This window comes from Microbacterium azadirachtae (assembly GCF_025583665.1).
Taxonomy (GTDB): domain Bacteria; phylum Actinomycetota; class Actinomycetes; order Actinomycetales; family Microbacteriaceae; genus Microbacterium; species Microbacterium azadirachtae.
The window spans coordinates 2,480,120-2,492,743 of the sequence record NZ_CP099706.1 but is presented as its reverse complement, the minus strand read 5'-3'; the positions used below and the strand labels follow the sequence as shown (position 1 = coordinate 2,492,743).

Annotated in this window: 11 protein-coding genes and 1 tRNA gene; 11 read left to right on the top strand and 1 reads right to left on the bottom strand. The window is 70.2% G+C overall.

Going from position 1 to position 12,624, the window contains the following annotated elements; all coding sequences use genetic code 11:
• The first annotated feature begins 40 nt into the window (after window positions 1-40).
• The 9 genes from mmsA (at window position 41) to NFX31_RS11785 (ending at window position 9,859) form a co-directional block, all read left to right on the top strand.
• A complete protein-coding gene (mmsA, locus tag NFX31_RS11825) occupies window positions 41-1,561 on the top strand; it encodes a multiple monosaccharide ABC transporter ATP-binding protein (protein WP_045251290.1) in 1,521 nt (506 codons plus the stop codon).
• Window positions 1,562-1,566: 5 nt separating this feature from the next.
• Window positions 1,567-2,883 (top strand): multiple monosaccharide ABC transporter permease, encoded by a 1,317-nt coding sequence (gene mmsB, locus NFX31_RS11820; RefSeq protein ID WP_045251289.1) that lies wholly within the window; start codon window positions 1,567-1,569, stop codon window positions 2,881-2,883.
• Between the two features lie 75 nt (window positions 2,884-2,958).
• Entirely contained in the window at window positions 2,959-4,074 is a 1,116-nt protein-coding gene (locus tag NFX31_RS11815; protein WP_045251210.1) for a substrate-binding domain-containing protein, read from the top strand.
• Window positions 4,075-4,236: 162 nt separating this feature from the next.
• A complete protein-coding gene (gene eno / locus NFX31_RS11810; protein ID WP_045251209.1) occupies window positions 4,237-5,517 on the top strand; it encodes a phosphopyruvate hydratase in 1,281 nt (426 codons plus the stop codon).
• A gap of 127 nt (window positions 5,518-5,644) precedes the next feature.
• On the top strand, window positions 5,645-6,079 hold the full coding sequence (locus NFX31_RS11805) for an FtsB family cell division protein (protein ID WP_045251208.1): 435 nt from the start codon (window positions 5,645-5,647) through the stop codon (window positions 6,077-6,079).
• A 34-nt stretch (window positions 6,080-6,113) separates the two neighbouring features.
• Window positions 6,114-6,635 carry a DUF501 domain-containing protein gene (locus tag NFX31_RS11800; RefSeq protein ID WP_045251207.1) on the top strand — a complete coding sequence of 174 codons (522 nt, stop codon included), beginning with the start codon at window positions 6,114-6,116 and terminating at the stop codon, window positions 6,633-6,635.
• 10 nt (window positions 6,636-6,645) lie between these two features.
• Entirely contained in the window at window positions 6,646-7,953 is a 1,308-nt protein-coding gene (locus NFX31_RS11795) for a S8 family serine peptidase (protein ID WP_045251206.1), read from the top strand.
• Between the two features lie 13 nt (window positions 7,954-7,966).
• On the top strand, window positions 7,967-9,439 hold the full coding sequence (locus NFX31_RS11790) for an NAD(P)/FAD-dependent oxidoreductase (RefSeq protein ID WP_262955812.1): 1,473 nt from the start codon (window positions 7,967-7,969) through the stop codon (window positions 9,437-9,439).
• Between the two features lie 126 nt (window positions 9,440-9,565).
• Window positions 9,566-9,859: a YciI family protein gene (locus tag NFX31_RS11785; protein WP_045251205.1), complete on the top strand. Its 294-nt coding sequence runs from the start codon at window positions 9,566-9,568 to the stop codon at window positions 9,857-9,859.
• Window positions 9,860-9,864: 5 nt separating this feature from the next.
• Here the strand turns inward: NFX31_RS11785 and NFX31_RS11780 are convergent.
• Window positions 9,865-9,937, bottom strand: a tRNA-Leu gene (locus tag NFX31_RS11780).
• 65 nt (window positions 9,938-10,002) lie between these two features.
• Here NFX31_RS11780 and NFX31_RS11775 point away from each other — a divergent pair.
• On the top strand, window positions 10,003-11,253 hold the full coding sequence (locus NFX31_RS11775; RefSeq protein WP_374700567.1) for an alanine racemase: 1,251 nt from the start codon (window positions 10,003-10,005) through the stop codon (window positions 11,251-11,253).
• Entirely contained in the window at window positions 11,250-12,563 is a 1,314-nt protein-coding gene (locus tag NFX31_RS11770; protein ID WP_262955811.1) for a D-arabinono-1,4-lactone oxidase, read from the top strand. The genes NFX31_RS11775 and NFX31_RS11770 overlap by 4 nt, the downstream gene beginning before the upstream one ends.
• Window positions 12,564-12,624: the final 61 nt, after the last annotated feature.

Here is a 12,624-nt window from a genome sequence, read left to right as displayed (position 1 = left end):
GACGACGGCGTTGCCCACCGTGGCCGGACCGATCCTCGAGATGCGCAGCATCACGAAGGAGTTCCCGGGCGTGAAGGCCCTCTCGGATGTGTCGATCACCGTGCGCACCGGCGAGGTGCACGCGATCTGCGGTGAGAACGGCGCGGGGAAGTCGACCCTGATGAAGGTGCTGTCGGGCGTGTACCCGTACGGCAGCTACGACGGCGAGATCCTGCTCTACGGGCAGGAGCAGCGCTTCCGGGACATCGCGGCCAGCGAGCACGCCGGCATCGCGATCATCCACCAGGAGCTCGCGCTCATCCCGGAGCTCTCGATCACCGAGAACATCTTCCTCGGCAACGAGATCCGCCGCGGCGCGCGCATCGACTGGACCGCGCAGAAGCAGCGCACCGTCGAGCTGCTCGCCCGCGTCGGCCTCCGGGAGGATCCCGACGTCGCGGTCAAGCACCTCGGCGTGGGCAAGCAGCAGCTCATCGAGATCGCGAAGGCGCTCAACAAGGACGTCAAGCTGCTCATCCTCGACGAGCCGACCGCCGCGCTGAACGAGAACGACTCCCAGCATCTGCTCGACCTGATCCTCGGCCTCAAGGCCAAGGGGATCACGTCGATCATCATCAGCCACAAGCTCAACGAGATCGAGCAGATCGCGGACGAGATCACGATCATCCGCGACGGCCGCACGGTCGAGACGCTCGACGTGGGCCGCGGCGAGATCAACGAGGACCGCATCATCCGCGGCATGGTCGGGCGCTCGCTCGAGAGCCGCTACCCCGACCGCACGCCGGAGATCGGGGAGGTGTTCTTCCAGGTCAAGGACTGGTGGGTGCGTCACCCCAGCGTGTCCGAGCGCATGGTCGTGAAGGGCTCCAGCATCGAGGTGCGCCGCGGCGAGGTCGTCGGCATCGCGGGCCTCATGGGCGCCGGCCGCACCGAGTTCGCGATGAGTATCTTCGGCCGCTCCTACGGTCAGTACCTGTCCGGCACGATCATCAAGGACGGCCAGGAGATCGCGCTGCCCGACGTGCGCAGCGCGATCCGGCACGGACTCGCGTACGTGAGCGAGGACCGCAAGGTGCTCGGGCTCAACCTGCTCGACACGATCAAGCGGTCGATCGTGTCGGCCAAGCTGTCCAAGATCTCCCGCAACGGCGTCGTGAACGACGTCGAGGAGGCGCAGGTCGCGGAGCGCTACCGCAAGTCGCTGCGCATCAAGACGCCGACCGTCGAGCAGGGCGTGGGCACGCTCTCCGGCGGCAACCAGCAGAAGGTCGTGCTGGCGAAGTGGATGTTCACGGATCCGGATCTGCTGATCCTGGACGAGCCCACCCGCGGCATCGACGTCGGCGCGAAGTACGAGATCTACGGCATCATCAACGAGCTCGCCGCCCAGGGCAAGGGCGTGATCGTGATCTCCAGCGAGCTCCCGGAGCTCCTGGGCATGTCCGACCGCATCTACACCGTTTTCGAGGGGCGCGTCACCGACTGCCTCCCTGCATCCGAAGCCACCCCGGAGGCGCTCATGCGCAGCATGACCTCCCTGACTCAGAAGGCGTCCGCATGAGCACCATGACCACTCAGACCCCGCCGTCGACGACGCCGGCGCCCGAGGAGGGCTTCCGCTTCCGCGACCTCGGCAAGATGATGGGCGGCGGCCAGTCCACCAGCCGTCAGTTCGGCATCCTCGGATCCCTCGTCGTGATCATCATCATCTTCCAGATCTGGACGGGCGGGCTGACGCTCTCGCCCGGCAACCTGATCAACGTCGTCAGCCAGTACTCCTACATCCTGATCCTCGCGATCGGCATGGTGATGGTCATCATCATGGGCCACATCGATCTGTCGGTCGGCTCGGTCGCCGCGTTCGTCGGCATCATCGTGGCGCAGTCGATGGCGAACTGGCACTTCCCGTGGTGGGCGGCGATCCTCCTCGGCCTGGCGCTCGGCGCCCTCGTCGGCGCCTGGCAGGGCTTCTGGGTCGCGTTCGTGCGCGTGCCCGCGTTCATCGTGACGCTGGCGGGCATGCTGTTCTTCCGCGGTGCCAACCAGTGGTTCGGTCAGTCGACCTCCGTCGCCGTGCCCGCGGACTTCCAGTGGATCGGCGCCGGCTACCTGCCCGAGCTCGCCGTGCCCCTCGCCTTCAACGTGCTCACGATGGTGCTCGCCGTGCTCGCGGTGGTCTGGGTCGTCGTCTTCGAGGTGTTCCTGCGCCGCTCGCAGCGCAAGGCCGGCACCGAGGTCGCACCGGTCTGGGTGAGCGTCGTCAAGGTCGTCATCCTGTCCGCGCTGATCCTCGTCGCGGGCTGGCTGTTCGCCACCGGTCGTCCGGGCACGAGCTTCCCGATCTCCGGCGTGATCCTGCTGCTGCTCGTGATCGTCTACACGTTCGTCACCCGCAACACCGTGTTCGGCCGCCACCTCTACGCGGTCGGCGGCAACCGTCAGGCCGCGCGCCTGAGCGGCGTGAAGGACCGCTGGACCGACTTCTTCGTGATGATGAACATGTCGGTGCTCGCCTCGGTCGCGGCCATGATCTACGTGGCCCGCGCCACGGCCTCCGGCCCGCAGGACGGCAACGGCTGGGAGCTCGACGCGATCGCCGCGGTGTTCATCGGCGGCGCGGCGGTCTCGGGCGGCATCGGCACCGTGATCGGCTCGATCATCGGTGGTCTGGTCATGGCGTTCCTCAACAACGGCATGGCGCTGCTCGGCTTCGGCGCCGACGTCGTCTCGATGGTCAAGGGCCTCGTGCTCCTGCTCGCGGTCGCGGTCGACGTCTGGAACAAGCAGCAGGGCCGTCCGTCCCTCACCGGTTTCATCACGCGCCGGTTCTCCCGTTCGGAAGAGCCGTTCCCCACCGCCGCCGGCAGCGCGAGCGGCAAGTAAAAGAGGTCCGGGCCGCGCGTGCGGCACGATCCTGCATTCACCTGAGATGCAACACCAAGAGAGAAAGAGATCCCAATGAAGAAGATCCTCCTTTCGGCGACAGCGATCGTCGTCGCGGGTGCCTTCGCCCTGACCGGGTGCTCGTCCGAGCGCGGCGGCACGCCCGCTGCGAGCGGCGGCAGCGCCAAGGGCTTCGCGGCCGATGCGAAGATCGGTGTCGCCCTGCCGGACAAGACCAGTGAGAACTGGGTGCTGGCGGGCAAGCTGTTCACCGACGGGCTGACCAAGGCGGGCTTCAAGCCCGACGTGCAGTACGCGCCGGCCAGCAACACGGTCGCCGAGCAGCAGAACCAGATCCAGGCGATGGTCACCGGCGGTGCGAAGGTCATCATCATCGGTGCGAAGGACGGCAAGCAGCTGTCGACCCAGGTCAAGGCGGCGCACGACGCCGGCGCGACCGTCATCGCCTACGACCGTCTGATCGAGAACACCGACGCGGTCGACTACTACGTCGCGTTCGACAACTTCAAGGTCGGCCAGCTGCAGGGCCAGGCCCTGCTCGACGGTCTCGCCAAGCGCGCCGGCCACCCGGCGCCGTACAACATCGAGCTGTTCTCCGGCTCGGCGGACGACGCGAACTCGGCGGTCTTCTTCAAGGGCGCGATGGACGTGCTCGAGCCGAAGATCAAGGACGGCACGCTCAAGGTCGTCTCGGGCCAGACCGAGATCACCCAGACCGCGACGGACGGCTGGAAGGCGGAGAACGCGCAGCGCCGCATGGACGCCCTGCTCACCGCCAACTACAGCTCCGCCACGATCGACGGCGTGCTGAGCCCGAACGACACCCTCGCCCGCGCCATCATCACCTCGGTGCAGCAGGCCGGCAAGCCGGTCCCGGTGGTCACCGGTCAGGACTCCGAGGTCGAGTCGGTGAAGTCGATCATGGAGGGCGTGCAGTACTCCACGATCAACAAGGACACCACGCTGCTGGTCGCCCAGGCGATCAAGATGGCGCAGGAGCTGCAGAAGGGCGACAAGGTCGACGTCAACGACACCAAGTCCTACAACAACGGTGTGAAGGTCGTGCCGTCGTTCCTGCTCGCGCCGGTCATCGTGACCAAGGAGAACGCCGCCGAGGCGTACGCCAACGTCCCGAACCTGCTCGACGTCGTGAAGTCGTACAACAAGTAACACCCGCACCACGAGGGGCCGCGCGGACAGCATCGCGCGGCCCCTCGCCGTCCCCGGGAGCGGTGCGTCATCCTCAGCGGGCCGAGGGCGGCTCCGACTAGACTGGGCGGCGGATCGACGTCGCTCCACCAACCCACTTCCCTCTTGAACAAGGAGCACCCTGTGGCACTGATCGAGGCTGTAGGCGCACGCGAGATTCTCGACTCCCGCGGCAACCCGACCGTCGAGGTGGAGGTGCTCCTCGACGACGGCATCGTGCAGCGCGCCGCCGTCCCCTCCGGTGCGTCCACCGGCGCCTTCGAGGCGTACGAGCTGCGTGACGGCGACAAGAGCCGTTACGGGGGCAAGGGCGTCCTGAAGGCCGTCGAGGCGGTCATCGACGAGCTCGGGCCCGCGATCGAGGGCGTCGAGGCCAGCGAGCAGCGCATCATCGACGAGATCCTGATCGAGGTCGACGGCACCGACAACAAGAGCCGCGTCGGCGCGAACGCGATCCTCGGCGTGAGCCTCGCCGTCGCGAAGGCCGCCGCGGACTCGGCCGACCTGCCGCTGTTCCGCTACCTCGGCGGACCGAACGCGCACCTGCTCCCCGTTCCGCTGTTCAACGTCATCAACGGCGGCTCGCACGCCGACAACGGCATCGACATGCAGGAGTTCTTCCTGGCCCCGATCGGCGCCGACAGCTTCTCCGAGGCGCTGCGCTGGGGCACGGAGGTCTACCACGTGCTCAAGGGCGAGCTGAAGGCCGCGGGCTTCGCGACCGGCCTCGGCGACGAGGGCGGCTTCGCCCCCGACCTGCCCAGCAACCGCGAGGGGCTGGAGTTCCTGGTCAAGGCGATCGAGAAGGCCGGCTTCACGCCGGGCACCGACATCGCGCTCGGCCTGGACGCCGCCGCGACCGAGTTCTACAACGACGGCGTGTACCGCCTCGACGACAAGGACTGGGACGCCGCCTCGCTCACCGACTACTACGTGGGCCTGGTCAAGGACTTCCCGATCGTCACGATCGAGGACGCGCTGGCCGAGGACGACTGGGACGGCTGGAAGGCCCTCACCGAGAAGCTGGGATCCTCGATCCAGCTCGTCGGCGACGACCTGTTCGTCACCAACCCGGAGCGCCTGCAGAAGGGCATCGACCTCGGCGTCGCCAACTCGCTGCTGGTCAAGGTGAACCAGATCGGCACGCTGTCCGAGACCCTCGACGCGATCAGCCTGGCGCACCGCTCCGGCTACACCACGATGCTCTCGCACCGCTCGGGCGAGACCGAGGACACCACCATCGCCGACCTCGTCGTCGCCGTGAACTCGGGCCAGATCAAGAGCGGCGCGCCCGCTCGGTCGGAGCGCGTCGCCAAGTACAATCAGCTTCTGCGCATCGAGGAGGAGCTGGGTGATGCCGCGGTCTTCGCCGGGCGCTCCGCCTTCCCGCGTTTCAAGGGCTGATCAGCGCATCCGCTGAATCGAAGGAGGAGTCATGACCGAACGGCGGACTCCTCCTTCGTCGTCTCGGCGAGCGAGCACGGACGCTCGCGCCGAGACGCGAGCCGCGCGGCCCGGGTCGGCTCGCGCGGTGGACGTGCGGGGCTGGGTCGGCGGGATCCGGCTCAGCGGGTTCATGGTCATCATGCTGTCGCTCGTCGTGCTCGGCGCCTGGGTGCTCGTGCCCACGCTCGGCACCTATCTGGATCAGCGCCAGCGCATCGCCGCACTCGAGCAGTCGGTCGCGGTCACCCAGAAGCAGATCGACGGCCTCAAGGCCGAGCGCGAGCGCTGGAACGACCCCGCCTACATCACGGCCCAGGCCAGGCAGCGGCTGTTCTACGTGAAGCCGGGGGAGGTCGTCTACCTCATCGACAACGACATCGATCCCGCGGCCCGTCCCCTCGAGCAGGCGAAGATCAGCGACACGGTCCAGGAGAAGTCCTCGGACTGGGCCGGCCAGCTGCTGCGCAGCGTGACCGAGGCGGGACTCGCCAAGACGGCGGCCGGCTCGGCCGGGCGCTGAGGATCCCCGCGGCTCGACCCCGTACCCTGGAGGGGTGACCACGCCGCCCTTCGCCCCGCCCACCGACGCCGAGCTCGCGGTCGTCTCCGCACAGCTCGGCCGCGAGGCACGCGGAGTCGTCGGCATCGCCGCGCGCTGCGTCTGCGGCAACCCCACGGTCGTGGCGACCCTGCCGCGGCTGTCCGACGGCTCGCCGTTCCCCACGTTCTACTACCTCACGCACCCCGCCGCGGCGGCCGCGATGTCGACCCTCGAGGCCGACCACGTGATGCCGGAGCTCGCGCTGCTGCTCGACGACGAGGACGTCGCCGCCGCGTATCTGCGCGCGCACCAGGCGTACCTCGCCGACCGTGCGCAATTCGGCGACGTCCCCGAGATCGCCGGGGTCTCCGCCGGCGGCATGCCCACCAGGGTGAAGTGCCTGCACGCCCTGGCCGGCCATGCGCTGGCCGCGGGCGAGGGCGTCAACCCCATCGGAGACGAGGCCCTGCGTCGCTCGCGGTGGTCGGCCGAGCGCTGCGAGTGCGTCGAGCCGGGAGCCGCACTGGGACGGTGAACCGAGTCCGATGACCGCGCCTCGCGCCCTTTCCCCCCGCGCCCGGCGGCTCCGCGCCGCCGTCGCGCTGCTGGCCCTCGCGCTCGTCGCTCCGTTGGCGATCGGGGCGACCCCGACGCCGACGCCCGATCCCGTGCGCGCCGCCGAATACTGGATCGAGGGCGCGCACATCGACGCCGCCTGGAAGACCACGCGCGGCGCGGGCGTGACGATCGCCGTGATCGACACCGGCATCGCGAACGGACCGAACGCCTTCCAGGGTGCGGTCTCCGACGGCACCGACGTGTCCGGAATCGGATCCGAGGACGGCCGCACCCCGCTGGGTCCGCTGGACAGCGACCACGGCTCCCGGGTCGCGTCGCTCGCCGCGGGGCGGCCGAACGCCGATGGCACGGGCATGATCGGGGTCGCTCCGGAGGCCAAGCTGCTCTCGATCTCGCTGGGCTTCGGCACCACGGCCCCTGTGCCGTTCACGAAGCAGGTCGCGGACGCGATGCGGTGGGCGGTGGACCACGGCGCGAACGTCATCAACCTGTCCTTCACGACGAACACACTGGACTGGGACCGCAGCTGGGACGACGCGTTCCTCTACGCCTTCGAGCACGACGTCGTGGTGGTCGTGGCCGCCGGGAACCGCGGCAGCGGCACCGCGATGGTCGGCGCGCCGGCCACCATCCCCGGCGTGCTCGCCGTCGGGGGAGTGGATCAGCGGGGCGTCGCGAGCAAGGCGGCGTCGACGCAGGGGATCTCGATCGCCGTGTCCGCGCCGAGCGAGTCGCTGCTCGGGGTCGACGCCGACGGCACGGTCGAGACCTGGAACGGCACGAGCGGTGCGGCGCCGATCGTCGCGGGCGTCGTCGCGCTGGTGCGCGCCGCGCATCCGGACATGGACGCGAACAACGTGATCAACCAGATCATCCAGACCGCCCGTCGCGCGCCGCAGGCGACCGCGCATCCCGACCCGCTGTACGGGTACGGGCTGGTCGACGCGGCCGCCGCCGTCAGCACCGTGCAGCCCCCGGTCGACCAGAACCCCTTGGGCGACCTCGCTGACTGGGTGCGTCTGCACCGCCGCGCCCAGGCTCCCGCGCCGACCCCGGCGACGTCCACGCCGGTCCCGATCCCCCCTCTGCCGAAGGCCGATGCGCCGGCGAAAGCGGTCTCGCCGCTGATCCCCAGCCCCGATTCACTGCTGTACGGTACCCTGCCGCTCGTCGCGCTCACGCTGCCTGGTATCCTGATAGCGCTTGGCGTCACTGCTGCTGCCCGGCGCATCCGTTCGGCGCGCGCATCTGCACGCCAAAATCCCGATGACTGAGGAGTAAGCCTCCGTGACTGAGAGCACCGTGGCAAAGAGCGCCGTCGCGCCCAAGATCCTGATCGTGGGCGGTGGCTATGCCGGCTTCTACACCGCATGGAAGCTCGAGAAGCACCTCCGCAAGGGCGAGGCAGAGGTGACCATGGTCGACCCGCTGCCGTACATGACGTACCAGCCGTTCCTCCCCGAGGTCGCCGCCGGATCGATCGAGGCGCGCCACGCGGTGGTCGCGCACCGTCGCCACCTCTCGCGCACCAACGTGGTCACCGCGAAGGTCACCGGCATCAACCACGCCGAGAAGGTCGCGACCATCACGCCCTCGGTGGGCGAGCCGTACGAGTTCGCGTACGACCAGATCGTGGTCACCGCCGGTGCCGTCTCTCGCACGTTCCCGATCCCGGGCATCGCCGACAACGCGATCGGACTGAAGACCATCGAAGAGGCCGTCGCCGTGCGCGACAGGCTGCTGTCGAACTTCGACAAGGCGGCGTCGATCCCGGCCGGCCCCGAGCGCGACCGCCTGCTCACGGTCGTCGTGGTCGGCGGCGGATTCGCCGGCATCGAGGCGTTCGCCGAGCTGCGCTCCTTCGCGTCGGCGCTGATCGCCAAGTACCCGCAGCTGTCCTTCGACGACACCCACTTCCACCTCATCGAGGCGATGGGCCGGATCATGCCCGAGGTCTCGCTCAAGACGAGCGAGTGGGTGCTGAAGGACCTGGCCAAGCGCGGCGCGAACGTGCACCTCGACACGCAGGTCAAGGGCGCCGTCGACGGCAACGTCGAGCTCTCCACGGGCGAGGTCATCCCGTCCGACCTGATCGTGTGGACCGCCGGTGTCATGGCCAACCCGACCGTCGTGCGCGGCGGCGACCTGCCGGTCGAGGAGCGCGGTCGCATCCAGACCCGCGCCGACCTGCGCGTGGGCACGGCCGACGCCTTCGTCGAGGGCGCCTGGGCTGCCGGTGACGTCTCGGCCGTTCCCGACCTCTCGGGCGGCGGCGTGGGCGGCATGTGCGTGCCGAACGCGCAGCACGCGGTGCGTCAGGCGAAGCTGCTCGCGAAGAACCTGGTCGCGGTGCTGCGCGGCGAGACGCCGAAGGACTACGTCCACAAGAACCTGGGCGCCGTGGCCGGTCTCGGCCTCTACAACGGCGTGTTCCAGTCGGGCAAGATCGCGCTGAAGGGCTTCATCGCCTGGCTCGCGCACCGCGGCTACCACGGCCTGGCCATGCCGTCGTGGGAGCGCAAGTGGCGCGTGCTGTGGGGCTGGTGGAACAACCTGTGGCTCGGTCGCGACATCGTCGGCCTCGAGGCCGTGCAGACGCCGCGCGCCGTCTTCGAGGAGTTCGCCGCGCGCCCGCGTCCGGCGGTCGAGGCGGCTCCGGCGGCGCCGGCCGCCGCGGCTCCGGCGGCCAAGGCCGACACGGCCAAGCCTGCCGCTGAGCGCCCCGCCGCCAAGAAGCCCGCAGAGGCCGCGGCCAAGTAACGCCCTCGGAACGCCCCCGATCCCGCTCGACGGAGCCGATCGGGGGCGTTCCGCATTCCCGGATCCGATCGCCTCCGGATGTGCCGGAGGGGCCGCGGATCCTGTGCCGGACGCTACGATCCGTCTGTGGACTTCGTCGTGCTCTACCGTCTGCGCGAGGGCGTGGACCGCGCCCGCGTGGGCGAGGTGTTCCCGCGTCATCAGGCCTACTACCGGGCCTTCCACGAGGCCGGGGGAGAGCTGATCGCGCTCGGTCCTTTCGCGACGGCCGACGCGGCCGCCGGATCCATGGGGGTCTTCGCGACGCGGGAGGCCGCAGAGCGCTTCATCGCGGACGACCCGTTCGTGACCGAGGGGCTCGCGGACGCGCGGATCCTGGACTGGAACGCGGTGTGGCTCGACGGCCGCCCCGGCGCGTGACCGGGTGCCCCCGCTGGGATTCGAACCCAGACTGAAGCGATTTTAAGTCGCCTGCCTCTGCCGTTGGGCTACGGGGGCCTGCTCCGAGCCTAGCGAGCGCGGCACCCTGCGCGATGTTGACTCCGAGCCAATAGGGTGGAGTCGTGCTCGAGCTCATCGCCGATCAGGGCCGTGTCGCCGCCCCGACCCGTCACCGCGCCCAGCCCTGGCAGGATCCCGCCCGATGGTGGCCGCGGCTGACCGAGGCGACCGCGCACCTTCCCGCGCCCGTCGCCGTGATCGACCTCGAGGCGCTGCGCTACAACGCGATGGACATGGTGGTGCGGGCCGGGGGGCTGCCGATCCGGATCGCGACGAAGTCGGTACGCGTGCGGGAGGTCATCGACGCGGCGCTGCGGGTGCCCGGCTACCGGGGCCTGCTCGCCTTCACGCTGGCGGAGGCGCTCTGGCTCGCCGAGGACCATGACGACATCGTGCTCGCGTACCCCACGGCCGATCGAGCGTCGCTGCAGCGCCTGCTCGGCGACGAGCAGGCGTGTGCGCGGATCACCCTGATGGTCGACGACGAATCGCAGCTGGACTTCATCGACGCGATCACCGCGCCCGGGAAGCGTCCGCGCGTGCGCATCGCGATCGATGCCGACGCCTCGTGGCGTGCTCCGGGACTCGGCCACATCGGGGTGTTCCGCTCGCCGCTGCACGCCCCCGAGGAGGTCGCGCGCTTCGCCCGGCGCGCCGCGGAGCGCGACGGCTTCCGCCTCGTCGGCCTGCAGATGTACGAGGCGCAGATCGCCGGCCAGGGCGACGACACCGGCAGCGGCGACACCCTGATCCGCACGGTGCAGGCGCAGTCGCGTCTGGAGCTGCGGGAGCGCCGGGCGCGCATCGCCGAAGCCGTGCGCGCGCTCGTGCCGCTGGACTTCGTCACCGGCGGCGGCACCGGCTCTCTCGAGTACACCGGATCCGATCCGGCCCTCACCGAGATCACCGCGGGCAGCGGCCTGCTCGCGGGACACCTGTTCGACGGCTACCGCTCCTTCGACCTCGCGCCGGCCAGCGCGTTCGCCTTCGACGTCGTGCGCCGTCCCGCCGCCGACATCGCGACGATCCTGGGCGGCGGGTGGATCGCGTCCGGGCCGCCCGTCTCGTCGCGGCAGCCGCGGCCGGTGTGGCCGCAGGGTCTGCAGACGGCGCCGCGCGAAGCCGCCGGAGAGGTGCAGACACCGCTGCGCGGGGAAGCCGCCCGCACCCTGCGGATCGGGGACCGCGTCTGGCTGCGCCATGCGAAGAGCGGCGAGCCGGCGGAGCGGATCCTGAGCTACCACCTCGTCGACGGTGATCGCGTCGTCGGCGAACTGCCCACGTACCGCGGCGAGGGGAAGGCCTTCCTGTGACACGACCCGGAGGAACCTGGCAGAACTGGGGCCGCTCCGCCGCGATCCGGCCGATCCGCGTGGAGCGGCCGCGCTCGCCCGAAGGCGTGCAGCGGGCCGTGCGCGCCGCTGCCGCCCAGAACCTGCGGGTCAAGGCGGTCGGCGCCGGCCACAGCTTCACCGGCGTGGCCGTGGCTCCCGACGTGCTGCTCGAGCTCGACGATCTGCAGGGGCTGGCGTCCGCCGACGAGGCGCGCGGGCGGGTCACGCTGCTCGCGGGCACCCGGCTGCACCGCATCCCGGCGCTCCTCGCGCCCTACGGACTCGCGATGGAGAACCTGGGCGACATCGACCGGCAGTCGATCTCCGGCGCCATCTCGACCGGCACCCACGGCACCGGCGCCGGATTCCGCGGCATCGCCGCGCAGGTCGTCGGCGTCACCCTGATCACCGCCGCGGGGGAGTTCCTGCGGGTGGACGAGACGCAGAACGCCGAGCTGCTGCCCGCGCTCGCGCTCGGACTCGGCGCCCTCGGGATCCTCGTCGAGGTCACCCTGCAGTGCGTGCCCGCCTTCGTGATGCACGCGGTCGACGCGCCTGCCCCGCTGGACGAGGTGCTGGACTCCGTGCACGAGCGCGTCGGCGCCGCGGACCACTTCGAGTTCTACTGGTTCCCCCACACCGACGTCGCCCTGACCAAGACCACCGAGCGGCTGCCGGAGTCGGCGGTGCGGCGCCCCCTGCCGAAGGTGGGGAAGTGGATCGACGAGACGCTCCTCTCCAACGGCGTCTACCGCGCGGTGTGCGCGGCCGGCGTCGTCGTGCCCGCGATCACGCCGTCCTTCAGCAGGCTCGCCGTGAAGCTCACGGGTGACCGCGAGTACACCGACCTCTCCCACCGCGTGCTGACGCAGAGCCGCACGGTGCGGTTCCGGGAGATGGAGTACGCCGTGCCGCAGGATCAGGTGGTGCCCGTGTTCCGCGCCGTGCAGGCGCTCATCGCCCAGCGCGGATGGCGGATCGAGTTCCCGATCGAGGTGCGGTTCGCCGCGGCCGACGACCGCTGGCTGTCCACGGCGCACGGCCGGGAGTCGGCGTACATCGCCGTGCACCGCTACTGGCGGCACGATCCGCGCGAGTACTTCGACGCGGTCGAGGCGATCTGCCTCGCCCACGGCGGGCGCCCGCACTGGGGCAAGCTGCACTCGCTCGACGCGGAGCAGCTGCGGGAGCGCTATCCCCGCTTCGACGACTTCCTCGCCCTGCGGGACAGGCTGGATCCGGAGCGCCGCTTCTCCAACCGCTATCTGGAGCGCGTGCTCGGCGCCTGACCGTTCCCTGGCAGCCCGGCGAACACGGAGCATGCCGGGATAGGATGGGCGCAATCGCGTC